This is a genomic window from Luteimonas sp. A478 (assembly GCF_054052025.1).
In genome coordinates, this window is record NZ_JBSVRF010000001.1 from 477,407 (window position 1) to 501,996 (window position 24,590).

24 protein-coding genes are annotated in these 24,590 nt (G+C 65.8%); 3 read left to right on the forward strand and 21 right to left on the reverse strand.

The window, feature by feature from the left end; translation table 11 throughout:
- Nucleotides 1-111: 111 nt before the first annotated feature.
- The 3 genes from ACW7G3_RS02245 to acnB are packed head-to-tail and all read left to right on the forward strand — an operon-like array spanning nt 112 to nt 3,398.
- Complete coding sequence (locus tag ACW7G3_RS02245) at nt 112-354, forward strand: AbrB/MazE/SpoVT family DNA-binding domain-containing protein (protein ID WP_456980852.1); 243 nt, start codon at nt 112-114, stop codon at nt 352-354.
- Nucleotides 351-752: a PIN domain-containing protein gene (locus ACW7G3_RS02250; RefSeq protein WP_456980853.1), complete on the forward strand. Its 402-nt coding sequence runs from the start codon at nt 351-353 to the stop codon at nt 750-752. The genes ACW7G3_RS02245 and ACW7G3_RS02250 overlap by 4 nt, the downstream gene beginning before the upstream one ends.
- Before the next feature lie 48 nt (nt 753-800).
- Nucleotides 801-3,398 carry a bifunctional aconitate hydratase 2/2-methylisocitrate dehydratase gene (gene acnB, locus ACW7G3_RS02255; RefSeq protein WP_456980854.1) on the forward strand — a complete coding sequence of 866 codons (2,598 nt, stop codon included), beginning with the start codon at nt 801-803 and terminating at the stop codon, nt 3,396-3,398.
- 284 nt (nt 3,399-3,682) lie between these two features.
- On the opposite strand, the gene ACW7G3_RS02260 is transcribed toward acnB, so the two are convergent.
- From ACW7G3_RS02260 to flhF, 21 genes are all read right to left on the reverse strand, one after another.
- On the reverse strand, nt 3,683-5,149 hold the full coding sequence (locus ACW7G3_RS02260) for an MFS transporter (RefSeq protein ID WP_456972110.1): 1,467 nt from the start codon (nt 5,147-5,149) through the stop codon (nt 3,683-3,685).
- Complete coding sequence (locus ACW7G3_RS02265) at nt 5,149-6,378, reverse strand: amidohydrolase (protein WP_456980855.1); 1,230 nt, start codon at nt 6,376-6,378, stop codon at nt 5,149-5,151. Before ACW7G3_RS02265 ends, ACW7G3_RS02260 begins: the two co-directional genes overlap by 1 nt.
- Nucleotides 6,379-6,567: 189 nt before the next feature.
- Nucleotides 6,568-7,683: a protein-glutamate methylesterase/protein-glutamine glutaminase gene (locus ACW7G3_RS02270; RefSeq protein ID WP_456980856.1), complete on the reverse strand. Its 1,116-nt coding sequence runs from the start codon at nt 7,681-7,683 to the stop codon at nt 6,568-6,570.
- Entirely contained in the window at nt 7,680-8,270 is a 591-nt protein-coding gene (gene cheD / locus ACW7G3_RS02275; protein ID WP_456980857.1) for a chemoreceptor glutamine deamidase CheD, read from the reverse strand. Before cheD ends, ACW7G3_RS02270 begins: the two co-directional genes overlap by 4 nt.
- The gene (locus tag ACW7G3_RS02280) at nt 8,267-9,133 is read right to left on the reverse strand and encodes a CheR family methyltransferase (RefSeq protein WP_456980858.1); all 867 of its coding nucleotides are present in this window, start codon (nt 9,131-9,133) and stop codon (nt 8,267-8,269) included. Before ACW7G3_RS02280 ends, cheD begins: the two co-directional genes overlap by 4 nt.
- Before the next feature lie 48 nt (nt 9,134-9,181).
- Nucleotides 9,182-11,551: a methyl-accepting chemotaxis protein gene (locus ACW7G3_RS02285; RefSeq protein ID WP_456981135.1), complete on the reverse strand. Its 2,370-nt coding sequence runs from the start codon at nt 11,549-11,551 to the stop codon at nt 9,182-9,184.
- A 45-nt stretch (nt 11,552-11,596) separates the two neighbouring features.
- Entirely contained in the window at nt 11,597-11,902 is a 306-nt protein-coding gene (locus tag ACW7G3_RS02290) for a hypothetical protein (protein ID WP_456981137.1), read from the reverse strand.
- Nucleotides 11,903-12,108: 206 nt separating this feature from the next.
- Entirely contained in the window at nt 12,109-12,582 is a 474-nt protein-coding gene (locus ACW7G3_RS02295) for a chemotaxis protein CheW (RefSeq protein ID WP_456980859.1), read from the reverse strand.
- An 85-nt stretch (nt 12,583-12,667) separates the two neighbouring features.
- Nucleotides 12,668-14,617: a chemotaxis protein CheA gene (locus tag ACW7G3_RS02300; protein ID WP_456980860.1), complete on the reverse strand. Its 1,950-nt coding sequence runs from the start codon at nt 14,615-14,617 to the stop codon at nt 12,668-12,670.
- Nucleotides 14,618-14,636: 19 nt separating this feature from the next.
- The gene (locus tag ACW7G3_RS02305) at nt 14,637-15,002 is read right to left on the reverse strand and encodes a response regulator (protein ID WP_456980861.1); all 366 of its coding nucleotides are present in this window, start codon (nt 15,000-15,002) and stop codon (nt 14,637-14,639) included.
- Entirely contained in the window at nt 14,999-15,307 is a 309-nt protein-coding gene (locus ACW7G3_RS02310) for an STAS domain-containing protein (protein WP_456980862.1), read from the reverse strand. Before ACW7G3_RS02310 ends, ACW7G3_RS02305 begins: the two co-directional genes overlap by 4 nt.
- A 68-nt stretch (nt 15,308-15,375) precedes the next feature.
- On the reverse strand, nt 15,376-16,023 hold the full coding sequence (locus ACW7G3_RS02315; protein ID WP_456980863.1) for a chemotaxis protein CheW: 648 nt from the start codon (nt 16,021-16,023) through the stop codon (nt 15,376-15,378).
- On the reverse strand, nt 16,020-16,796 hold the full coding sequence (locus ACW7G3_RS02320; protein ID WP_456980864.1) for a ParA family protein: 777 nt from the start codon (nt 16,794-16,796) through the stop codon (nt 16,020-16,022). The genes ACW7G3_RS02315 and ACW7G3_RS02320 overlap by 4 nt, the downstream gene beginning before the upstream one ends.
- On the reverse strand, nt 16,796-17,749 hold the full coding sequence (motD, locus tag ACW7G3_RS02325) for a flagellar motor protein MotD (RefSeq protein ID WP_456980865.1): 954 nt from the start codon (nt 17,747-17,749) through the stop codon (nt 16,796-16,798). Before motD ends, ACW7G3_RS02320 begins: the two co-directional genes overlap by 1 nt.
- 10 nt (nt 17,750-17,759) lie before the next feature.
- Complete coding sequence (locus tag ACW7G3_RS02330; protein ID WP_456980866.1) at nt 17,760-18,500, reverse strand: flagellar motor protein; 741 nt, start codon at nt 18,498-18,500, stop codon at nt 17,760-17,762.
- Nucleotides 18,501-18,576: 76 nt separating this feature from the next.
- Nucleotides 18,577-20,355, reverse strand: a complete 1,779-nt coding sequence (locus ACW7G3_RS02335) for a chemotaxis protein CheA (RefSeq protein WP_456980867.1) — start codon at nt 20,353-20,355, stop codon at nt 18,577-18,579.
- A 3-nt stretch (nt 20,356-20,358) separates the two neighbouring features.
- Entirely contained in the window at nt 20,359-20,967 is a 609-nt protein-coding gene (locus ACW7G3_RS02340; RefSeq protein WP_456980868.1) for a protein phosphatase CheZ, read from the reverse strand.
- Complete coding sequence (locus tag ACW7G3_RS02345; RefSeq protein ID WP_456980869.1) at nt 20,964-21,356, reverse strand: chemotaxis response regulator CheY; 393 nt, start codon at nt 21,354-21,356, stop codon at nt 20,964-20,966. Before ACW7G3_RS02345 ends, ACW7G3_RS02340 begins: the two co-directional genes overlap by 4 nt.
- 22 nt (nt 21,357-21,378) lie before the next feature.
- A complete protein-coding gene (locus tag ACW7G3_RS02350; RefSeq protein ID WP_456980870.1) occupies nt 21,379-22,134 on the reverse strand; it encodes an RNA polymerase sigma factor FliA in 756 nt (251 codons plus the stop codon).
- Entirely contained in the window at nt 22,131-22,991 is an 861-nt protein-coding gene (locus ACW7G3_RS02355; protein ID WP_456980871.1) for a MinD/ParA family protein, read from the reverse strand. Before ACW7G3_RS02355 ends, ACW7G3_RS02350 begins: the two co-directional genes overlap by 4 nt.
- Entirely contained in the window at nt 22,978-24,501 is a 1,524-nt protein-coding gene (flhF, locus tag ACW7G3_RS02360) for a flagellar biosynthesis protein FlhF (RefSeq protein WP_456980872.1), read from the reverse strand. The genes ACW7G3_RS02355 and flhF overlap by 14 nt, the downstream gene beginning before the upstream one ends.
- Nucleotides 24,502-24,590: the final 89 nt, after the last annotated feature.

Genomic DNA, 24,590 nt, shown 5'->3' on the forward strand with positions numbered 1-24,590 from the left:
ATCCGGTTCAGCTTCGGTGACGGGTGCAGGCATCAGCGGGATATGGCACGTCAGGTATGCGTAAAAAAGTATGTATAATGTGCGCATATTCGGTTCCCCTAGGAGATCCCGGTGGAAGTCACCGTTGCAGAACGCGGCCAGATCACCCTGCCCAAGGCGGTCCGTGATGCGCTGGGTCTGACCAAGGGCACTGCGCTGAAGGTCGAGCTGGAAGGGGGGCGGATCATCCTGCGCAAAAGCGTGGACGATGCCGTGTCCCGTGCCCGGGGCCGATTCCGCCTTGACGGGTTCGAATCCAGTGAGGCGGCGGTTGACACCCTGCGCGGCCGCGACCAGGACGACAGCGGCACATGATTGCCATCGACTCACCGGTGCTTGTCGACCTGCTGGCCGACGGGCCGCTGGCCGATGCTGCCGAAGCCAGCCTGCGCCGCAGCCTGAGCGTCGGGCCGGTGGTGGTGTGTGACGTGGTGCTGGCGGAAGTCTGCAGCGCGTTGCAGGGCGGCGACGGGGTGGTGGCGGTGCTCGAGGAAATGGGCATCCGCTTTGGCGCCATCGAGTCCAAGTCCGCCGTGCGCGCCGGCGAAATGCACCGGCGCCAGCGCCAACGTGGCGGCCCGATGCGCCCGGTGGCCGATTTCCTGGTCGGCGCCCATGCGCTGCTGCAGTGCGACGGCCTGATCACCCACGACAAATCCTTTTATCGCGACTACTTCAAGGGCCTGAAGCTGGTCGTGCCACGGCCCGACTAAGTCCGGCCTGGTCCATTCCATTTCCACGAATCCGGAGTTTTGAGCACCATGTTGCAAGCCTATCGCCAACACGCCGCCGAACGCGAAGCGCTCGGCATCACGCCGCTGCCGCTCGATGCGCAGCAGACCGCCGATGTCATCGAACTGCTCAAAAACCCGCCCGCCGGCGAAGAGCAGTTCCTGTTGAACCTGATCACCCACCGCGTGCCTGCGGGCGTTGACGAAGCCGCCAAGGTCAAGGCCTCGTACCTGGCCGCGCTGGCCTTTGGCAGCGAGAAGAGCGCGCTGATCAGCCGCGAGCGCGCTACCGAACTGCTGGGCACCATGCTCGGCGGCTACAACGTCGCGCCGCTGATCGAACTGCTCGACGACGCCGACCTGGGCACCATCGCCGCCAACGGCCTGAAGCACACCCTGCTGGTGTTCGACGCCTTCCACGACGTGGAAGAGAAGGCCAGGGCCGGCAACGCCAACGCCCGGGCCGTGATGCAGAGCTGGGCCGACGCCGAATGGTTCACCGACCGGCCGGAAGTGCCGCAGTCGATGACCATCACCGTGTTCAAGGTGCCTGGCGAGACCAACACCGACGACCTGTCGCCCGCGCCCGATGCCACCACCCGGCCGGACATCCCGATGCACGCGCTGGCGATGCTCAAGAACAAGCGCCCGGATGCGCCGTTCGTGCCCGAGGACGACGGCAAGCGCGGTCCGATCGGCGAGATCCTCAAGCTGAAGGAGAAGGGCCACCTGGTGGCCTACGTGGGCGACGTGGTCGGCACAGGTTCCAGCCGCAAGTCGGCCACCAACTCGGTGCTGTGGTGGACGGGGGACGATATCCCGTACATCCCCAACAAGCGCGCCGGTGGTGTCTGCCTGGGCGGCAACATTGCACCGATCTTCTACAACACCATGGAGGACGCAGGCGCACTGCCGATCGAGCTGGACGTGTCCAAGATGGAACACGGCGACGTGGTCGAGCTGCGCCCCTACGAGGGCAAGGCGCTCAAGGATGGCGCAGTGATCGCCGAGTTCGTGCTCAAGAGCGACGTGCTGTTCGACGAGGTCCGCGCCGGCGGCCGGATCCCGCTGATCATCGGCCGTGGGCTGACCGCCCGGGCGCGCGAGTCGCTGGGGCTGCCCGCCGTCGAGCTGTTCCGCCAGTCGGCGGTGCCCGCCGACACCGGCAAGGGTTTCACCCTGGCGCAGAAGATGGTCGGCCGTGCCTGCGGCCTGCCGGAGGGGCTGGGCGTGCGCCCGGGCACCTACTGTGAGCCGAAGATGACCACCGTGGGTTCGCAGGACACCACCGGCCCGATGACCCGCGATGAGCTGAAGGACCTGGCCTGCCTGGGCTTCAGCTCGGACCTGGTGATGCAGTCGTTCTGCCACACCGCGGCCTATCCCAAGCCGGTGGACGTGAAGACCCACCACACCTTGCCGGAGTTCATCTCCACCCGCGGCGGCGTCAGCCTGCGCGTTGGCGACGGCATCATCCACTCCTGGCTCAATCGCATGCTGCTGCCCGACACGGTGGGCACCGGTGGCGACTCGCACACCCGTTTTCCGATCGGCATTTCGTTCCCGGCCGGCTCGGGCCTGGTGGCCTTCGCCGCCGCGACCGGCGTGATGCCATTGGACATGCCTGAATCGGTGCTGGTGCGCTTCAAGGGCAAGATGCAGCCCGGCGTGACCCTGCGCGACCTGGTGCACGCGATCCCGCTGTACGCGATCAAGCAGGGCCTGCTGACCGTGGCCAAGCAGGGCAAGAAGAACATCTTCTCCGGCCGGATCCTCGAGATCGAGGGCCTGCCCGACCTGAAGATCGAACAGGCCTTCGAACTGGCCGACGCCTCGGCCGAGCGCTCCGCTGCCGCCTGCACCGTGCGCCTGGACAAGGAGCCGATCATTGAATACCTCACCAGCAACATCACGCTGTTGAAGTGGATGATCTCAGAAGGCTATTCCGACGCGCGCACCATCCAGCGCCGGATCGACAAGATGGAACAGTGGCTGGCCGACCCGCAGCTGATGGAGGCGGACGCCGACGCCGAGTACTCCGCGGTGATCGAGATCGACCTGGACGAGATCATCGAGCCGATCGTGTGCTGTCCCAATGACCCGGACGATGCCAAGACCCTGTCCGACGTGGCCGGCAACAAGATCGACGAGGTGTTCATCGGTTCGTGCATGACCAACATCGGTCACTTCCGCGCGGCGGCCAAGCTGCTGGAAGGCAAGCGCGACATCCCGACCCGTCTGTGGGTCGCCCCGCCGACCAAGATGGATGCGGCCGAGCTGACCAAGGAAGGCCATTACGGCACCTTTGGTGCCGCCGGCGCGCGGCTGGAGATGCCGGGCTGCTCGCTGTGCATGGGCAACCAGGCCCAGGTGCGCGAGGGTGCCACGGTCATGTCCACCTCGACCCGCAACTTCCCCAACCGCCTGGGGCGTGGTGCCAACGTGTACCTGGGCTCGGCGGAGCTGGCGGCAATCTGCTCACGCCTGGGCCGGATCCCGACGCGCGAGGAGTACCTGGTGGACGTCGGCGTGATCGACGGGCATGCCGACGAGATCTACCGCTACATGAACTTCGACCAGATCGAGGAGTATCGGGAGGCTGAGGCTGAGGAACCAGCAACCGCCTGATCAAGGCGGGAAGTGACACGGAACGCCCCGGACATCCGGGGCGTTTTTTTTTCACGCGGCTTCGCGCGCATGGCGCGCTCCTACAACGCTGCCGGTCGGACGGGCCGCGTGCGAAGAACGGGCCGCCTCCGGTCGGACGGGCCGTGTGCGCAAAATGGGCCGCCTCGGGTCGAACGGGGCGCGCGCTTAAAATCGGCCGCCTCCGCAAAACGGGCCACGCGTGCGAAGCCAGGCCCTCTGTAGGAGCGCGCCATGCGCGCGAAGCCGCGTGAAAATCGGCCCGGTCAGCCCTTCTTCTGCTTCGGAATGAAGATCGTCACCGAGATCAGCGCGGCGATTGCCATCAGCGCGTTGAATGCCAGGCCCACCATGCCGGCTTCACGAACGGCGAGGTTGTCCTGCCGGCCGGAGAACTCGATCACGGTGCCGACCACTTCCAGCCCCGTTGTCGAGAGTGCGGTGAAGAGGGCGGCGGACGCCGCGACGCCGAATGCTGCGCCGAGGGAGGAGGCCATCTTGTAGATGCCGGAGCCTGCGCCCGCCTGATCGCCTGGCAGGTTGGTCAGCGCCGCGTCGGTGGAGGGCGTGGCGTAGAAGGCCAGGCCCAGGCCGAACAGGGAGTAGGCAACGATCGCCAGGATCGAGTACTGCCACTGCAGGGTGTGGGTGGCCATCAGCAGCAGGATCGAGACCAGCACGATCAGGCAGCCCCAGAGCATCGGCTTGCGCGGCCCGAAGCGCTGCAGCAGCTTTTCGCCCACCCGGATGAAGGCGATGATGAAGATCGCGTAGCCGAGGGTGAGGTAGCCGGCCGTGGCTGCGGACATGCCCGCAGCGCCCTGCAGCACCCACAGCGAAACCGTCAGCGCGCCGGCGGTGCCATTGATCAGGAAGTTCGAGATGGTCGCGCCGGTGAAGACCGAGTTCCGGAACAGCTTGAAATCCACCAAAGGGTAGGCCGCCTTCAGCTCGGCGTTGACGAAGATCCCGAAGGCCGCCAGGAACACCGCGAACAGCGCCCAGGTGGCCAGGTTCGCCCAGCCGATCGTGGAGCCCTGCGTGACCACGATCAGCAGCGCCGCCAGACCGACGGCCATGGAGATGATGCCGGTCCAGTCGGTCTTGCCGGGACGCCCGGCCAGCGGCGCGGATTCCGGGATCTGCCGCATCAGCGCGATCGAGGCCACCGAAACCAGCGCGCAGATGATGAAGATCGAGCGCCAGCCGAAAACGGTGGAGGCCATGAAGCCGCCGAAGATGGCGGTCAGGCCCGAGCCGCCCCAGGAGCCGATCGACCACATCGACACGGCGCGCTGGCGCTGCTTGCCATCCCAGTAGACCTTCAGCAGCGCCATGGTGCAGGGCATGATCGCGCCGGCGGCAAGGCCCTGGAGGATGCGGCCGAGCAGGATCATCGGCGTGGCCAGGGCGCCCTCGATCGCGAACGCGATCAGCAGCGAACCAACGATATTGAGGATGTTTCCGAAGAAGACGATCTTCACCCGGCCAAACCGGTCGCCGAGACCGCCGAGGACCACGATGAACATCCCCGAGAACAGCGCCGACAGCGAAATGGCGATGTTCATCACCGGCATCGGCATGCCGACGTCGTCGGCCATCAGCGGGCCGATGTTCATGGTGGTCTGGGCAAACAGCCAGAAGGTGATGACGGCGAGCACGATGCCCAGCAGGGCCGAGTCGTTGCCTTTGAAGCCGCTGGCGTCGGTTGCGGAAGTAGTTGCGGTGGCCATCATTTGTCTCCCATCAGCCAGGGGGAGACGGCGACCACGATCGCTTCGATGCCACGGTCCAGGGTGGGCTGGATGTCGGGCGCGAAAAACGGCGAATGGTTGCCGGGCGCGTTCTTCCAGTCTTCGAATCCACCCAGGCCCCAGTAGGTGTAGGGACAGCCGAATGCATCGGGAATGACGGAGAAGTCCTCCGACGCAGGCACCGGCGACATGTCGACCGAGTCATCGCCGAAGAACGCGTCGAAGGCGGCGCGCACGCGGACCGTGGGCTCCTCGTGGTTGGAGGTCAGCGGGTACTGGTCGTAGTAGCGGAACTCCGGCGGCTTCGGCGAACGGGCGGCCTCGCATTCGGCGCGGACAATGCGCTCGATCGCCTCGTGCAGGTGCTTTTCCACGTCCTTGTCGAAGGCGCGGGTGTTGAGCTGCAGCACGGCGGAGTCGGGAATGATGTTGGACTTGCTGCCGGCATGGAAGCTGCCCACCGTGACCACTGCGGTTTCCCTCGGCGCCACTTCGCGCGAGACGATGGTCTGCAGGCGGCTGACGATCGCCGCGCCCAGCACGATCGGGTCCACGCCCAGGTTCGGCATCGAGCCGTGCGAACCCTTGCCGTGCAAGATGATCTCGATCGAGGCCGCGGCCGAAAACAGCGGGCCGCTGCGGATGCCGACCGCGCCACCGGGCAGCGAGCCGAGCACGTGCTGCCCCAGGTACACGTCGGGCCTGGGTACCTTGTCCACGATCCCGTCAGCGACCATGGCCTTGGCACCGGCGGCATTCTCCTCGCCGGGCTGGAACACCGCGATGAAGGTGCCGGACCACGCGTCGCGTTTGGCGTGCAGCGCCCAGGTCGCACCCAGCAGGCAGACGATGTGCATGTCATGGCCACAGGTGTGGGCGACCGGGGTTTCCTTGCCGGTGGTCTCGTCCACCTGGGTCACGCCCTCGGCGGCGTATGCCACGCCGGAGCGCTCGGCCATCGGCAGGGCATCAATGTCGCCGCGCATCGCGACGATGGGGCCGTCGCCGTTGCGCAGGACCACTACCAGGCCGGTCTTGGCGATCCGCTGCACCTCCTCGATGCCGCGCGAGCGCAGCTCCTGCTCAATCCGGTCAGCTGTCTTGTATTCCTGCAGCGACAGTTCGGGATGGCGGTGGAAATGCCGGTATAGCTCCTCGAGGATTTCCCTGCTGGAATCGAGGTCGGACAGGATGGTCTGGATCGACATGGCGCCTCCCGGGCACTGACTGGACGGTGAGCCGCGCCAGACGCGGCCATCGTCGCCATCCTATCCACATTCCGGGGTCAACGGAGTGACAAAATCGGCCACTCCCGTTGGCTCAGGCGAGCATCTGCTCCACGAGCGCACTGCAGCCAGCAGCACGGCGCGGATTTTGAAGATCGCAACTGGAAGAGCCTACACTGCGGGGCGTCTTTTTTTTACTCTTGCGCAAGGCGGGGTGTGAACGTCTGCGGTTCGACCAGCCAGTTCCAGTACGCGCTCCGTGATCCTTTCAAGGGGCAGTACCGTTTCGGCTGCGCCCATTCGCACCGCTGCGCCCGGCATCCCCCAGACCACGCTGGTGGCTTCGTCCTGGACCACAGTGGCGGCTCCGGCCTGGCGCATCGCAAGCAGGCCCCGGGCCCCGTCGGCTCCCATGCCGGTCAGCAGAACGCCTACCGCATCGGGACCGGCCCAGCGCGCCACTGATTCGAAAAGCACGTCCACAGAGGGTCGGTGATGGTTGACCGGATCGCCATCGATCACCACGCATGTCCATGCTCCGCTGCGTTTGCGAACAAGGCCCAGATGGCGTTCCGGAGGAGGCAGGTATGCGTGGCCCGGCAACAACTGAGCGCCGTCTTGCGCCTCTACCACGCGTATCGCGCTGTGGCGGCCAAGACGAGCGATGAAGGAGCGACTGAAGGCGGGTGGAATGTGCTGGACGATCATCACCGGTGGCGAGTTCACCGGCATCGCTTCCAGTACCCGCCGGATGGCTTCGGTTCCGCCGGCTGACGCCCCAATGGCAACGAGACGCATCGATGGCGCAGCCGGTGTGTCCGCGTCAGCGGACAAGGTGGAAGCCTGCAGGGGCGTTGGCGGGCTGGTACGGAGCTGGACTTTCGCGAGGGCCGCCTGTCGTACCTTGTGCGCGATCTCGGTGGCAGAGCATTCGAATTCCCGCAGATTGGCAGCTGCCGGCTTTGCCACCACGTCTACGGCGCCCAATGCCAGGGCTGTGAAAGTGGCCGCGGCCCCGCGGTCGGTCTGCGCTGACACCATTACCACCGGCAGTGGTGTGGTCCTCATCAGCTGCTTGAGGAAATCCAGGCCGTTCATCCGCGGCATTTCCACGTCAAGTGTCAGCACATCGGGTTTCAGTCGCTGGATCTTCTGTTGGGCGATCAACGGGTCAGCGGCAGTCCCCACCACTTCAATGCCGGGATCCCGTGAGAGCATTTCGGCCAGAAGCTGGCGGATCACCGCCGAATCGTCGATGACCAGCACCCGTACCCGACGGTCGTTCATTCGAACAACTCCACTCCGCCGCTGACCGGGCGCTCGAGAAGGGTGTCGCGAGCGGCGCGTTCTGCGGCTGCAACCTCTGCGCCGTGTGCGTGCGGCAATCGCTGCATCATCACTTTTCCGCTGTCCGGGAAGAACCAGATCTTGCGCGGATGGATGCCGCCAAGGTCGGTGGCCAGCACCGGAATGTGCTCGGCCCGGAGATAGGTGTTGATGAATTCTGCATTGCGGCTGCCCACCGGATTGCTGGTGAACCCCGGCAGTACATTGGCACCACCGAATACCTTTGCCTGCAGGCGGTGCCGGCTGGCCCCGCGCTTGAGCATGTCGTTGATCAGCAATTCCATCGCATGGCTGCCGTAACGGGCGGGTCGGCCGTCATCGGCACTGCCGTCAGGCAGCATGAAGTGATTCATGCCGGCGATCTGCAGCAGCGGGTCGCGCAGGCAGGCTGCCACGCATGAGCCCAGGACGGTTACCAGCGCTGTGCCGTCTTCCACCGCAAGGTACTGGGTGGGGATGAGCTTGGCCGCCTGCACCTGGAAGCGTGCGTCGCGGTAGCGCATGACCTCGTTGCCGACGCTGCTCATGGAGTGGATCCGGATGCACGCCGATACAGCGTGCGGCCACACGGCACGATCAGATCCGAAGCGTGGAGGTAGTTCTCGGAATGGCCCGTATAAAGCAGACCCTCCGGCGCCATGTGCGTGACCAGCTTGGCCAGGATTTCCCGCTGGGTCGGCTTGTCGAAGTAGATCATCACGTTCCGGCAGAACAGGGCGATGATGTCACGCGCCACGTCGTAACGTGGCTGCAGCAGATTCAAGGACCTGAATTCCACCAGCGCCTGGAGTTGGGGGCGCACCCGGCACCAGCCCGCATTCGGGCCTGTCCCCCGCAGGAAGTAGCGGCGCACCAGGCCACGGTCCAGGTCGGCGATTCGTTCGAGGGAGTACACGCCTCGTGCCGCTGACTCCAGGACACGCGTGTCGATATCAGTAGCCAGGATCCGCACCGGTGGAGTGAGGGTGCCGAACGCCTCACAGGCGGTGATCGCCATGGAGTAGGGTTCTTCCCCGGTTGATGCAGCGCACGACCATAGCTGGAGCGGCTGGGACGCAAGAGAGCAACTGGCGAGCTCTTCACGTAGCCGGTCGAAGTGATGGGGCTCGCGAAAAAATGCGGTGAGGTTGGTGGTCAGCGCGTTGATGAACGCTTGCAGCTCGCCATCACGATCGTCTTGCACCATGTCCAGGTACAGGCGGAATTCGTGGAGGCCCAGGGCTCTGAGCCGCCGCGAAAGCCGGCTGTACACCATGTCGCGCTTGCCGTCGGCCAGTGAGATGCCGGCATGATGGTGGATCAGTTCGCGGGCCCGGCGGAATTCACGCTCGCCGAAAGGAAACTCCCGCTCCGCGGCATGGGGTAATGAGGCCAGTCGTCCTGTGACCATGGTTGATTGGAACGCCCCGGCTTCGATTGGCGACCCGGGGCGAGTTCCTCAGAACTCCTGCCAGTCCTCGCCGGCCAGGGCAGGATCGGTCTGGACACGGCGCGGCGCGGGGCGCCGGGCGGCGGGAGCAGCGGCGCCGGTGCGCGCCGTGCGGGAGGCGGGAATGGCCAGTACGTCAACAATCTCTGTCTCATCCACCCCATTCAAGCGGAAGACCGACACGGCGCCCGACAGTTCGCCAGCCTGTTGCTCCATGCTGCGGGCGGCTGCGGACGCCTCTTCAACCAGGGCCGCGTTCTGCTGCGTCGTTTCATCCATCTGGGCAATGGTCTGGTTGACCTGCTCGATGCCTGAAGCCTGCTCCTGCGATGCGGCCGAGATTTCAGCCATGATGTCGGTCACCCGACGCACCGAGGTCACCATCTCGCCCATGGTCTGTCCTGCCTGTTCGGCCAGGGTGGAGCCGCTGGCCACCTTGGCCACCGAGTCGTCGATCAGGGTCTTGATCTCCTTCGCGGCAGTAGCTGAGCGTTGCGCCAGCGAGCGCACTTCGGCGGCAACCACCGCAAATCCGCGTCCCTGTTCACCTGCGCGCGCAGCCTCCACCGCGGCGTTGAGGGCAAGGATATTGGTCTGGAAGGCAATACCATCGATGACCGAGAGGATCTCGGCGATGCGGCGCGATGCCTGTTCTATCTCGTGCATCGTGCCCACCACCTGGCCGACCACGTCGCCGCCTCGTGTGGCGACCTCGGCCGCATTGATGACCAGATGATTGGCCTGATGGGCGTGTTCGGCGTTCTGCCGGACGGTTGATGTGAGTTCTTCCATGGAGGCGGCGGTTTCCTCCAGGTTGGCTGCCTGCTGTTCGGTACGCGTTGAAAGGTCGCTGTTGCCCGCGGCGATTTCGCCGGATGCGGCGTTGATTGCGGACGATGCCTGCTGGATGCTGGCCACCAGGGCGGTCAGCTGCTCGGTAGTGCGATTGGTGTCGTCACGCATGCGAGCGAATACGCCCTCGTAATCGCCGTCCATGCGCACGGTGAGGTCGCCGGCAGCGAGGGCCTGCAGGACGGCCAGTACGCCTTCGAGGCTGGAAGCGTTCTCCTCCAGCAGACGGTTCAACTGTTCGGCCAGGAGCAGGTAGAACCCTTCCTTTCCGTCCAGGGTGATGCGCTGCGACAGGTCGCCTGCCACCGCGGCGCGGATCACCTGTGCAAGCTCATCCTCGACCCGGACCTGGGGGGTGCGGTCGCGCCACTCCACGACATAGCCCAGCAGGCTTCCGTCTGCGGTGCGCACAGGCGAGATGTTCTGCACGAAGTGGGCGTCGCCCATCCTGATTTCGCCGCGGTGAGTACCCTCCAGGCTTTCCAGAAGCCTGGCGATGCGCTGCGGATCGGCATGGAAACCATCAATGTTGGTGCCGACCAGAGCGTCGGGATCCACATGGGACAGGTCCTTGTGGATCTCGTCCAGGTAGCCCTGCAACAGCGATTCCATCGCCTCGTTGGCGTAGATGATGTTGCGGTTGGCATCGGCGATCATCACGCTGGTGCCGGAAGCATCCAGGGCGGTGCGGATGCGCATGTTTTCCAGCGCCACCTTGCGGTCTTCCTCGATGCGCTCGCGCAGATCGTGCTGCATGCGCTGCATGGCAAGCAGCAGCTCTCCCACCTCGTCCTTGCTGTTTACAGTGATCTCGTTGTCGAGGTTCCCGGATGCGACGGAGTTGGCCACCTCGACCGCACGCCGCAACCGGCGGGTGAGGACCATCGCGCCGGCCCATGCGATCAGCATCCCCAGGGCAATGCCGGCCAGCAGCATTACGGTCACCAGGGTATTGGAGGTGGCGTGCGTGCTTCGCACGCTCGCTTCAGCGGCTTCTGCCGCCGCGTTGTCGTGCGCAATCAGCGTGTCGATGGCCGCGATCGTGGCGGCATGCAGCTCGTTCGTTTCGCCGAGGAAGGTGTCGAGCGCATCATCCGGCAGGTCCAGATCGATCATCTCGTTGACATCGACATAGGAGAGCCGGGCGAGGCCCCAAGCTGCAAGCACGTCTTCATACAGCTTGCGTGCCGCCTCGTTGTCGACATCAAGCAGCGCCTCATACTCGGCCAGCAACGTGCCGATCTGGGCATTGACCGTTTCCGCCTCGCGGCGCGCCTGTTCCTTTACTGCGTCGCTGGCACGCACCAGCCCCCGGTACGAATTGTCCCTGTACTGGCCAAGTGCCATCTTGATTCCAGTGCCTGTAGCCAGAGACTGCATGGTGCCGTCGACAAGATGGCCGGTTTCGCGCGCGATCGACGACATCCCTACATAGGACACGATGCCCTGGGCGAGCATCAGCATCAGCACAAGGCCGAAGGCCATGGGCAGCTTGTAGGCAAACTTGAGATCGTTGATTTTCTGCAACATGGCCATTCCAGATTCCGGGGTGGAGAGGGGCGTGACTGGCGGTCAGCGGATGTCGGCGAGCCTGATGTCCGATGGGGAGTTCACCGCGATTTCCGCACGGCTGGCATCACGCTGGATGCTGCCGGTGACACACACGTCCTGGCCTTCCAGTTCCTCAGGCGTCGGGCGGAAGCTGTCACGGATCGTGTTCGGAATGCGGGCCGAGAACGTATGGCGCGGGAACGAGCCGCCCATGTACAGGAATGTGGGCTCACCCTCGGTGTTGCGAGCGTGGCGGGTGCGCTCAACCTTGCCGCAGACCATGCCGGTCCTGCCGACAAAGCGGGTGGCCTGGGCTGCGGGAATCATTTCCTGTGCCGACGCTTGCGACGGCAACAGCGCAGCGGTGGAGAAAAGCAGGACCGCGCCGAGACTGGTGGCGGCCAAAAGGTGGCTGGACTTCATAGATCGACTCCGGGGCACATCAATTGAAAGGGGGGGGCCGGGAACGGGATGTCCGGCAGTGGCTTCCACACTTGCTATCGGCCGCAGTTGGAAAAGCTTGAGGCCGGACTTCACGCACTTTCCAGAGACTCGTCACCGATGTCGGCCCAGTCGATCAGTGACTTGATGTCCAGCAGGATCACCATCCGCTCCTCTGTTGTGCCGATCGCAGAGATGAAGCGGGTGTCCACCGCGGCACCAAGTTCGGGCGTGGGGCGGATCTGGTCGGCATCGAGGACTACGACGTCCGAGACCGCGTCCACGACGACTCCGGCGTAGCGGCCGTCCAGGTTGAGCACCACCATGACGGTGAAGGCGTCGTAGTGGGCCTGCAGGCCGAGCTTCATGCGCAGGTCCAGCACCGGGATGATGGCGCCGCGGATGTTGACCACGCCACGGATGTAATCGGGCGTGTCCGGGACCCGGGTGACCCCTTCGTAGCCTCGGATTTCCTGGACCTTGAGGATGCTGAGCGCATAGTGCTCGTCGGTCAGGGTGAAGCTCAGGTATTCGCCGGGGTCGGGGAGGGTGTCGGGGGTATTCAAGTGCCGCTCCTGCTTCGGTCGCGGGCGGGAATCCGCCCTGTGCAGGGAGAATCGGCCGCGATCCGGAAAACTTGAGCAGTGCCTGTCAGGCCGCCGGGGCGAGCAGGCGGCTGCGCGCCAGCCCGCCGACATCGACGATCAGCGCCACGCGGCCATCGCCGAGGATGGTGGCCCCGGAGATGCCGTCCACATGCCGGTAATTGCGCTCCAGGCTCTTGACCACGATCTGCTGCTGGCCGAGCAGCGCGTCAACTTCCACCGCCAGGCGCTGGCCGTCTCCTTCAACCACCACCGCGACCGGCATGGGGGATGATTCATGCGTCCCGTAGCCGAAAGCCTCGGCAAGCGTGAGCAGCGGCAGGTATTCGTCGCGCACCTTCAGCAGGCGCCCGCGGCCCTTGACGGTGCTGACGTCGCCGGGCTCCGGCTGGATTACCTCGCGCACGTTGGCCAGCGGCAGCACCATGGACTCGTCGCCGGCCGTCACCGTCATGCCGTCCAGGATCGCCAGGGTCAGGGGCAGACGGATCACCACCCGGGTGCCGAAGCCGTGACGGGAATCGATCTGCACGCTTCCGCCGAGCTTGCGGATATTGCTGCGCACAACGTCCATGCCCACGCCGCGCCCGGACAGGTCAGTCACCGCGCCTGCCGTTGAGAAGCCCGGGTGGAACACGAGATCCCAGACTTGGGCGTCGGCGGGATCGTCGGCGATGCCCAGCCCGCGCTCGTGGGCCTTGGCCAGGATGCGGTCCCGGTCCAGTCCGCGACCATCGTCCGCCACCTCGATCACGACGTGACCATCCTGGTGGGATGCCGCCAGGGTGACCGTGCCGGTGGCGTCCTTGCCCGCGGCAACACGCTCGGCGGGCAGTTCCAGGCCGTGGTCGATCGCGTTGCGGACCAGGTGCACAAGTGGATCGGTGATGTTTTCGATCAAGCCCTTGTCGAGCTCCGTGCCTTCGCCCCGGACCTGCAGGCGCACCAGCTTGCCCAGTTTGCCGGACAGGTCTCGCACCAGGCGCGGAAAGCGGCGGAAAACCGCATCGACCGGGAGCATGCGGATGCCGATCACCGCATCCTGCAGATCGCGGGTATTGCGTTCGAGCTGCTCCATCGCAGTGGACAGGCGCTCGGCCAATTCGGGCTCAACTCCTGTACCCAGCTGCTGCAGCATCGATTGGGTCACCACCAGCTCGCCGACCAGGTTGATGAGCGCATCAACCTTGTCGACGCTCACCCGGATCGACCCCTCGCCACTGTCCCGGGCGGACCGGGTGGCGGACGTCGATGACACCTGCTCTTCCTGTCGTTGGATGGGGGAAAGCTCCAGCCGGCATACGTCCTCCACCCAGGCAAACACGCCCTCCACGGCTGCCCGCGCGGCAGGCGCTTGCAGTTCGATGTTCCAGCCGACTGTCGCCTGCAGCGGATCCAGGTCGTTGAAGAGGGGCAGGGCATCCAGGTTCGCCTGTACCTCAAGCGGTCCAAGTTCCTCCAGCTCACGCAGGATGCGCAGCGGGTCGTTGCCGCTCATGAACAGGTCCGGCTCAGGCGTGAAACCAATCCGCCAGCCGATCAGCTGACCGCCCGACGCCTCGGTGTCGCCGGGTCCGTCTGCGGTGGCAGCCGGCTGCGACGGGGGTTCGCCGCCCAGGATGGCCTGCAGTCGCTCATGCACGGCGCGCACCTGGGATGGGTCGGCAGGTCGGCCGTGCTCCGCCTCGGCGAGCAGTGCGCGTAGCACATCCACCGATCCCAGCATGGCATCCACCGCAGCTGCTTCGATCCCACGCTGCCCTGATCGGATGCCTTCGAGCAGGGTTTCCAGCAGATGGGTCAGGTCGGCCATGGTGCTGAAGCCGAAGGTCGCGGCGCCGCCCTTTATGGAATGCGCGGCACGGAAGATGGAGTTGACCAGTTCCGCGTCGCGCTCGCCCGCTTCCAGCGCAAGCAGGCCGTTCTCCATTTCGTCCAGCCCCTCGCGGCTCTCCTCGAACCAGGCGACGTGGAACCGCTGCAGATCGATGCTCAAGCCGGGATCCTGCCGGGGCTCAGCCGAGTACCCGCCGCACGGTGGCGACGAGCTGGTCGGGGTCGAAGGGTTTCACCATCCAGCCGGTCGCGCCGGCGGCGCGACCCTCTCCCTTGCGATCGGCCCCTGACTCCGTGGTCAGCATGAGCAGCGGTGTGAACCTGTAGTCCGGAAGCTGGCGCAGCTCGCGGATCAGGGTTATGCCATCCATGTTGGGCATGTTCACGTCAGTGATCACCGCGTTGAACTTCGAATTGCGGGCGCAGGCCAGGGCTACGTCGCCGTCCTCGGCCTCCTCCACGTCGAAGCCGGCAGAGGTCAGCGCGAACGAGACCATCTGCCGCATCGAGGTCGAGTCGTCCACTACCAGTATGCGTGCCGTCATGCGGGTTCCTCCAAAGCATTGTGTGGTTGTGCGGCGGGCGCGGGCAGGTCGAGTGCCGCTTCCAGTCCGAGACTGCGCGCCGCGGCGTGCAGCGCATCGCTGCACGCGCTCCATCGCGTATCCAGTCCAGCCGACGTCCGGTCACGCAGCCACGCAACCAGCAGCTGCAGGCTCGCGGCATGCAGCCGTTCCACGGCGCCCGCATCCACTTGCAGCGGGGAGGAATCAAGGCATGTGGCGAGTGTCTCCTTCAGCAAGGAGCAGTGCTCAATTCCCAGATCATTTTCCAATGTCAGGACGTCCATGGGACTCCGGATGACGACGGTCTGCAGTCTGTAGCGGCCGCAGGGAGAAAGACTTTAGGCCCCGCTGTTCAGTGCAGCGGGGTCTGGATCAGCCGCGAGGCGTCGAGCAGCAGCATGACCTGCCCACCCAGCCGTGCGATGCCCCGGATGCGTTGGTCTCCGACCGGTGCGAGATTGGATGCCCGTGCGTCCTCGATCCCGGTTTCATCCAGCAGGACAATGTCATCCGCGGCCGACACCCTCAGTCCCAGGACCTCATTGCTCTCTTCCAACACCACGATGCGGGTATCGGCAGTCGTCTCGATGGGAACACCGTCGAAATGCAATCCCAGGTCAAGCACTGGCACCACCTGGCCGCGGAGATTCATGACTCCGCTCACAGCGCTGTTCACGCCGCGCAGTGGCAGCAGCGCGGCGGGCAGCACGACTTCGCGGATTTTCAGCAACTCCAGCGCATAGGTCTGGGAGCCGCACCGCAGGCGCAGCCAGCGTGCCAGTTTCCCGTTCTGCGCGGCCGGGACCTCGCCGTCCTGAGCGTCGCAGCGGGCTCCAGGCCGGGGCAGCTCCGCGTTCTGCTGCCGAAGTGCGTGGTGTTGCGCAAGTGTGGCCGGGCCGCCGGGCGCCGGGTTGGTCGGAGACGCGGCCGGCGGCGGGTACTCCCCCGGGGACAGCAGCAGGTCAACGTAGTCTTCGATCGCATCCATGGCCTTGCTCATGCCGCCTGTTCCAGGGCACGTTCCCGCGCCAGCAACCATTGCAGCACCCGGCCATATGCCGCCAGCGCACGCCCGGGCAGCGCGCCTTCGAAGGATTGGCTGGCCAGTGCTTCGGCATTGCTGACTAGCGTGTCGACCGGGATCGCGTCCTCCCACACCTGATCCCGGTACTCCTTCTGCAGGAGCAGGTAGGTGTCACGGCTGGCGCGGGTACGGCGGTCGAACATGGTTGGCAGGATGGTGACCGGCAGTGGCCGCTTGCGGGAACGCTCGATCATGGACGCGGTCCGCAACATGCCGGAAAGGCCGTGCATCGCCAAGGGTTCGCACTGGGTGGGAACAATCAGACGGTCCGCTGCAGCGAGCGCATTGACCACCAGCAGGCCGAGCATGGGAGGGCAGTCAAGCAGGACGAAGTCGTGGCCTGCGTGGCGCGAAAGCGCCTGGAACAGCGCGAGCCCGAGCCCCGGCTGGGTGACGCTGCGCCGCTCGAGGGTGGCGAGCGAGGTCTGGGCACAGATGAAATCCAGGCCTTCGACACGGGAAGGGCGCAGCAGGCTGGACAGGGTTCCAGGGGGCACGGCAAACAGGTCCGCCACGCCGGTGGGGGGCGGCTCGGGCAGCACACCGAAGGCACGGGTCAACGAGGCGTGCGGATCGAGGTCGATCAGCAACACGCGGCGGTGCTGGGCCACCAAGGCCCGAGCGAGCGCGATGGTGCTTGTGGTCTTGCCCACGCCACCCTTCTGGTTGGCAACAGCCCAAACGCGCATCATCGGCCTCCTGGCTGGCTGGCAGCTCTTTCGCGGCGCAGCGACGCCGTGGCGACCGGAATTTCTCCGGTGCTGTGCAGTTCCGGAGCGTCGGCCGGGCGTGCGGCGTTGGGCGTGTCAGGAGAGGCCAGTACCAGCAACACCACCCGGCGATTGGCGTCGAACCCGGCAACGCTGTTGTTGTCGGCTTTGGGCCGGTGCTCGCCATAGCCAACCATCACCAGGCGCTCCGGCGCTACATGTTCGCGGATGAACAGATGGACCACGCTGGCGGCGCGCGCCGCTGAGAGCTCCCAGTTTGAAGGAAAGCGCTGGGTATTGATGGGACGGGAGTCGGTATGGCCTTCGACCCGCACCAGGTTGGGCTGGTCGCGCAGCAGCCGTGCCAGCCGGGCAAGCAGGTGCTGTGCCGGGGGGGCAAGCGAGGCCGAGGCAGTGTCGAACAGGACGTCGCTGTGGATCTCAACCTCCAGCCACAGGTCGGTGCGCCTGAGCGTCACGGTACGGGTGCGGATCAGGTCCGCGAGCTCATGTTCCAGCTGCTCCGCGATACGCGACAGCTGCCGACGGGAATCGGCCATCGTGGCAGCGCTGGCGTCGTCGCCGGTGCGGTCGGCACGCAGCTTGGACTCGAGCAGTGGACGCAGCGGCGAATCCAATCCCGGAGACGCCACCTGCGAGCCATGGCGGGCGGCGGATGGAATGGGCATCGGGCGTCCAAAATCCGGATCGTTCGCCTGGCGCTCGCCGATCTGTACTGGATCGACGCTTCGTGGCGTTCCGGTGAAGGCGCTGGTCAGCGATTCGGAAAGGACACGGTACTTGTCTTCATTGAGCGAAGAGATCGCGTACATCACCACAAAAAAAGCGAGCAGCAGCGTCATGAGGTCAGCGTAGGGGATTGCCCAGGCCTCATGGTTGACGTGTTCTTCCTGGCGCCTGCGTCGTGCCATCGCCGGCGCCTCAGTACAGGAAGCCGACCAGGCGCGCTTCGATGTTCCGCGGATTCTCGCCCTGGGCGATGGCGATCAATCCCTCGATCACCAGCTCGCGTTCACCGCTGCGGCGATGGATCACGCTCTTGAGTTTGGATGCCATCGGCAGGAACAAGAGGTTCGCAGAGGCGATGCCGTAAACGGTGGCGGTGAAGGCCGCCGCGATGCCGGGGCCGAGCTTGCTGGGGTCGGCGAGGTTCTGCATGACTGCCATCAGGCCCAGCACCGCGCCTACGATGCCCAGGGTGGGTGCGTACACCCCCATGCCTTCGAACACCTTGGTCGCGGCCAGGTCCTGCGTCTCTTCGCCTGCCATCTCGATTTCGAGCATGTGGCGGATCGCTTCGGGTTCCACGCCGTCCACCAACATCTGCAGCCCCTTGCGCACGAAGGGGTCGCTCTGCTCCTCCACCTGGTTTTCCAGCCACAGCAGCCCCTGGCGGCGCGACGCGTTGCTCCACTCCAGCAACTGGTCCACCAGCACACGGCGATCGGCCACCGGCGGCTGGAACGTCCACCGTGCGATCTTCAGCGCGCGGCTGAACACTGGCCCCGGTGTTTGCAGGAAGATCGCCGCCACGGTGCCGACGATCACGATCGCAAAGGCGGCCGGCGACCACAGGGAGGCGAGTCCCGCTCCCTTGAGCATGGTGCCGCCCAGGATCGAAAACAGTCCGAGCAGGATGCCGATGAGACTGAGGATGTCCATGCGAACGGTATCGGCCCGACGGCTGCGGACTTGAGCCGGGGCCTGGTCGGCGACAGGCGGGGCGGACATCTCCGGATCAGCCTCCCCGCAGTTCGTCGACGTCGAGGATCAGCGCCAGCCGGCCGTCACCGATCAGTGAAGCGCCGGCGTATCCGGGCAGGCCACGAAGGGCGTGGGGCAGGGGCTTGATGACCACTTCCTCACGCCCGCGCACCTCGTCCACGACCAGGCCGAACCTGCTGTCGCCGCTTTGCAGCACCACGATGGTGAGCAGCTGTGCGGCCGGAGGAGGGACGGCAAGCCATTTGCGCAGGTCCAACAGCGGCAGGGTATGGGATCGACGGTCGAGGGTGGCCTGCCCGTCGATCCAGTTCAGCGCCGTCTGCGGAGCGTGCAGGACTTCCTGCACCCGGGCCAGCGGCAAGGCATAGGCATCGCCCCCGGCATGGACCAGCAGGGTGGGCAGGATGGCGAGGGTCAAGGGCAGGCGCAGCAGAAAGCGGCTGCCGCGACCAAGTTCCGACTGGACCTGGATCTGACCACCCAGCTCCCGGATTCGGGACTGCACCACATCCATGCCAACACCGCGTCCAGAGACATCACTGACTTCGGTACGGGTGGACAGGCCAGCCAGAAAAAGCAGGTTGAGACATTCTTCCGGGCCGAGCCGGGCTGCCACCTCGGGGTCAATCAAACCCTTCTCGCGGGCTTTGCTGCGCAGCCTTTCCGGATCGATGCCTGCGCCATCGTCACGTACTTCGATCCCGACGTGGTCGCCCTGCTGCTGAGCGATCAGGCTGACTTTGCCGGCGCGGGGCTTGCGCGCCGCTGCACGCACGGAGGGTGATTCAATCCCGTGGTCTATCGAGTTGCGGACCAGGTGCACCAGCGGGTCGGCCAATGCTTCCACGAGGTTGCGATCCAGCTCGGTTTCCGCGCCTTCTATTTCCAGCTCGACTTCCTTGTCCAGGGCTCGGGCGAGGTCGCGGGTCACTTTGGGGAATCGGGAAAACACCTTGCCCACCGGCTGCATGCGGGTGCGCATGACTGCTCCCTGCAGACGTGCGGTGGCGATGTCCAGGGTGCTGACCGCGCGGTCGAGTTCCTCGTCGCGCAGTCGGTCGCGCAGCGTCTTGAGGCGGTTGCGCGCCAACACCAGTTCGCCCACCAGATCGACGATTGCATCCAGGCGACGGGTGTTGACGCGAACGCTCTGCTCCCGCTCGGGGCCGTTCGCTGACGGGCCGGGGGCTGGCACCCTGGAAGCTGCCGGGAGGGGCAGGCGCGTCGGCACCGGCGGGGGTGCCGGTGCTGGTGATGGCGCCGGTGAGGATGCGCCCGGAGGGCCGCTGCCGTGCAGCTGGTCGAGCAGGGCCTCGAACTCGTCGTCGGAAATGACATCGCCCGCCACCGTGGCTTCCGGCGATGAAGACTGGACCGCGTCGGGGGAGGGGGCGACGGGCGCGGAGGCGGCGGATTCCTCGATGGCGAAGGCGGCAATCAGTTCCGGCGGCGCCTGCGGCAGCTTGGCGTTCCGCTCAATCGCATCCACCATGGCGTGCAGCCAGTCCAGTGACTGCTGCGCGGCATCGAAATGCCGAGGCTGCATCGCTGCCGCACCGCTGCGCACGACGCCGAGTGTTTCTTCGGCGGCATGACAAAGCTCGACCAGCGGCGTGGCGCCAAGAAAGCCGGCTCCGCCCTTGATGGTATGGAAGGCGCGGAATACCGCGTTCAGCAGCTCGTGGTCATCCGGGGTGTGTTCCAGCTCGACCAGCTGTCCGCCCAGTTCGTCGAGAAGCTCCCTGGCTTCAAGGCAGAAATCCGCGGCGATTTCCGGTGACCATGATGACATCGGTCACAGCCCCAGGTGGGAAAGCAGGTCGTCCGCGTCCCGCTGGTCAACGGTGTCACGGTCCAGTCCGGATACGGCCGGACCGTGGCCACGGGCGGAGTCCGTCCCGCCATCTGGCGACGACAGATCAAGCGCGCCGAGGTTCTCGTGGACGTGACGCACGATCCCGGCGACACGGCGGATGATTTGCCCACCCAGGTCCTGGTGGCTCTGAGTCAACGCCATATCCTTCAAGTGGGTGCGCAGACCTTCCACGATGGTTGCCTGTGCGGGCGCCAGCGCCTCGTCCTGCAACTGCGCCAAAAGGGCGCGGCTGTCATCAATCAGGTCCAGTGTGCGATGGGTGGCCTGCTCGGTCATTTCAACCACGTGGTCCAGCCGTGCACAGGCATCTCCCAGCCCCCCTTCTGCAGGCGAAGGAGGCAGGGTCTCGAGCGCCTGCTCCAGCTCCCGTGCCAACCGCCCCAGGCGTTTGACCACGTTTCGGGTCTTCGAGTCGGAGAGCGTTTCGATCCGCTCACGCCAGGTGGCTTCATCGCCGCGCTCCAGCGCCTCAAGTGCATCCTGCAGCAGCCGGGTCAGCAGGTTGCGGTTGGCCGCATCCACGGTCATTTTCCGGCCTCCAGTCGCTCGAAGATCCGGCTGAGCTTTTCTTCCAGGACCTGCGCGGTGAAAGGCTTGATGATGTAGCCATTGACCCCGGACTGGGCCGCTTCGATGATCTGCTCGCGCTTGGCTTCGGCGGTGACCATCAGCACCGGCATCGACCGCAGCTGCTGGTCGGCGCGGATCGCCCGCAGCAGCTCGATGCCGCTCATGCCCGGCATGTTCCAGTCGGTGACCACGAAGTCCACGGTCTCGCGGCGCAGCACCGCTAGCGCGCTGTGCCCGTCTTCAGCCTCGACCATGTTGTTGAAGCCGAGGTCGGTCAACAGGTTCTTGATGATCCGGCGCATCGTCGAGAAATCGTCGACGATCAGCACGCGCATGTTCTTGTTCAATTGCAACTCCCATATTGCAGCATCAGTCGTCGGCGCCGATGCCGGTGTCCGCCAGTTCAAAGGCTGTCAGGCGTCCGCGCAGGCGCACCACGGCCTGGCCATGCAGCTGGCACACGCGAGATTCGCTCACGCCCAGCACCGCGCCGATTTCTTTCAGGTTCAGATCCTGTTCGTAGTACAGCGACAGCACCAGTTGCTCGCGCTCGGGCAGGTGGCCGATGGCATTACCCAGCTCGCGCCCGAACTCGCTGCGCACGGCTGTCTCGTGCGGGGTAGGGAACGCCTGGTTGCCCACCGGCTCGGATTCGCCATGATCCTCCACATGCGCATCCAGGCTCAACACGTAGCCGCGCGCCGCGTTTTCCAGCAGGCGCATATAGTCTGTCATCGGGATGTCCAGCCGCTCGGCCACCTCCTGTGCAGTCGCCGAACGGCCAGTAGCCTGCTCGATTTCGCGGATCGCGGCTGCTGCTTCCCGTGCGCGCCGGTGCACCGAGCGCGGCACCCAGTCGCCGCGACGTATCTCGTCGATCATTGACCCGCGGATCCGGATCGAGGCATAGGTTTCGAACGCTGCACCCTGGTTCGCGTCATAACTGCGCGAAGCTTCGATCAGGCCGATCATCCCGGCCTGGATGAGATCATCAACGTCCACGCTGGGCGGCAGACGCGCTGCCAGATGATGGGCAATCCGCCGAACCAGTTCCGCATGCTCGATCGTCGGGTCGGCGGCTGTGGAGCGCTGCACCGCTTGGTAGCTACGGGCCGCCAGGTTCATGCCGGCGCTCCCTGGCGGATCATCCGCTCAACGAAGAATTCCACGTGTCCGCGCGGTGCGGTTGGCGCCTGCCAGCGTGCGGCCCGCTGGGCGATATCGACCAGGGCCCGTGCCGATGGACTGCCCGGGAAAGCCTGCACGACGGGCTGTTGGCGCTGTACTGCCATGCGCAGCCACTCACAGTGCGGGACCGCACCCAGGTAGTTGAGCGACACATCGCCTATGAAGCGTTCGCAGACCCGCGACAGCTTGTCATACAGCACCCGTCCCTCGCGGGGTTCGCGCACCATGTTGGCAATGATCTGCACCCGGTGCACGCCACGCTCGCGGGCCAGCACCTTGATCAGGGCGTAGGCATCGGTGATCGAGGCCGGCTCGTCGCATACCACCACTGCCGCGTCCTGCGCGGCCTGGCAGAAGGTCAGGACCGAATCTGTGATGCCCGCAGCGGTGTCCACCAGCAGCATGTCCAGCTCGCGGTTGAACTCGCTGAACACGTTGACCAGGCCGGTGTGCTCGGCAGGCAGCAGTTCCGCCATGTGGCGGCGGCCCGATGCAGCCGGCACGATCAGCAGACCTTCCGGCCCGTCCACGATCACGTCGTTCAGGGTGCAGCGGCCGGCGACAAGGTCGGCGATGGTGTGCTTTGGTGCCAGGCCGAGCAACACATCCACGTTGGCCAGACCCAGGTCCGCGTCGAGCAGCATCGTCCGTTTGCCCATCCGGGACAGGGCGGCGCCGAGGTTGACCGACACGTTGGTCTTGCCCACGCCGCCCTTGCCCCCGGTCACGGCCAGGGTGCGCACCGATCGCGGGTGCGGGGAGTGGGTTGTCAACAGTGGATCAGGCAATGGCATCGTGATACTCCGGGACAATCGACTTATCGGCAGCGCGCCGGAGATCTTCAAGGCGCAGCACCAGGTGGGCGGCGTTCGCGCGCCGCAGGTCGTCGGGGACCCGCTGCCCATCAGTGATCCACGCCAGCGGGAGCTGGTGATCCACGACCACCGACAATGCGCTGCCCAGGCGGCCTGTTTCGTCCAGCTTGGTAAGCACAGCGCCCTGCGGGCGGGCGTGCTGGAAGCGGCGGACCACTTCGTCCAGGTCGGCGAAGTGGGTGTTGGCCGGGAGCACAAGGAGGGTGCGGACCTGGCGCGCGGCGCGCAGCCAGTTGAGCTGGGCGGCCAGGGCGCGATCGCGCTGGCTCAATCCGGCGGTATCTATCAGGACCAGGCGGTAGTCCTGCAGGCGTTGCAACAGTTCAAGCAGGCCGGCCTCGCTGTTGGCCTCATGCACGGCAATTCCCAGTTGGCGGCCGTAACTGTAAAGCTGGTCGCGGCCGCCGACGCGGACGGTGTCGGTGGTCACCAGCGCCACGTCGCGGGGCTGGTGCTGGGCGGCGTACAGGGCGGCCAGCTTGGCGATGGTGGTGGTCTTGCCCGCACCGGTCGGCCCGACCAGGGCGATGATGCCGGCATCGTGCAGCGGGTCGATGGGACACACCGGCAGGCGTTTGGAAATCAGTCCCAGCATCAGCGCGCGTGCGCGCTGCTCGGGCGTGTCGGCAGGAATCTGCAGCGCGACGTCCCGGGTGATGCCGGCATCGAAGCCATAGTCGTCCATCAGGTCCATCGTCAGCGCGCGCACCGGTGATCCGCGCAGGCGCTCGTCGGTCAGCCGCGTCATCTCGCGTTCGATCATCTGCCGCATCTGCGCCAGCTCCCCGCGCAGCTGCGCCAATTCTCCGTCGCTGGCCGCCGCAGGTGGAGACGGAACCGAGACGAGCGGCGTCGGCGCCGGATTTCCGTCGCCGGGATCGGCCTGGACATGGGGTCTGGCGGGAGCGGTGGCCGGAACGGGGTCGGGAGCGGGGCCCTTGGCGGGAACGGGAACGGGATCGGGATCGGTGTGGTGGCGCGTGAGCAGGTTGGCAAAGCTGGGCGGTTCCGGCCCTGTGGCGGAAGCGCCAGCCAGGACTGGGGTCCCGGAATCAGCCGGAGGCCCGGGAGCGGCGGCATGGCCGCCAGGTTGCGGATCCGCTGCGAGGGCAGGTGCGGGCACGGGCTGTCCGACGGGCGACGCATCCGGTGCCAAGGATTTGAGCCAGCGCTCGGATGGGGACAGTGCCGCGTCGTCGGTTTCCATGCGAACAGGTGGCGCAACCTCCGCGGGAGCCGCCTTGCGCTCGCGCTCGGCGTCCACCAGTGCGCGCTGGACGAAAGCCTCGTCGTAGTTACTGGCGGCGACGATCTCCACCCCTTCTTCAGTACGGCGGTTGGACAGGATCACCGCATCCGGACCGTGCGCTTCGCGCACCAGCTGCAGGGCGCCGCGCATGTCGTCGGCAACGAAACGACGGATCCTCATGGCCGTCGCCCAGGCTGGATGTGGGGCGTTACCGGAAGCAGGACGCGTGCGCCGATCGTATTGCCCGCTGCCGGCAGTCCTGAAGCCAT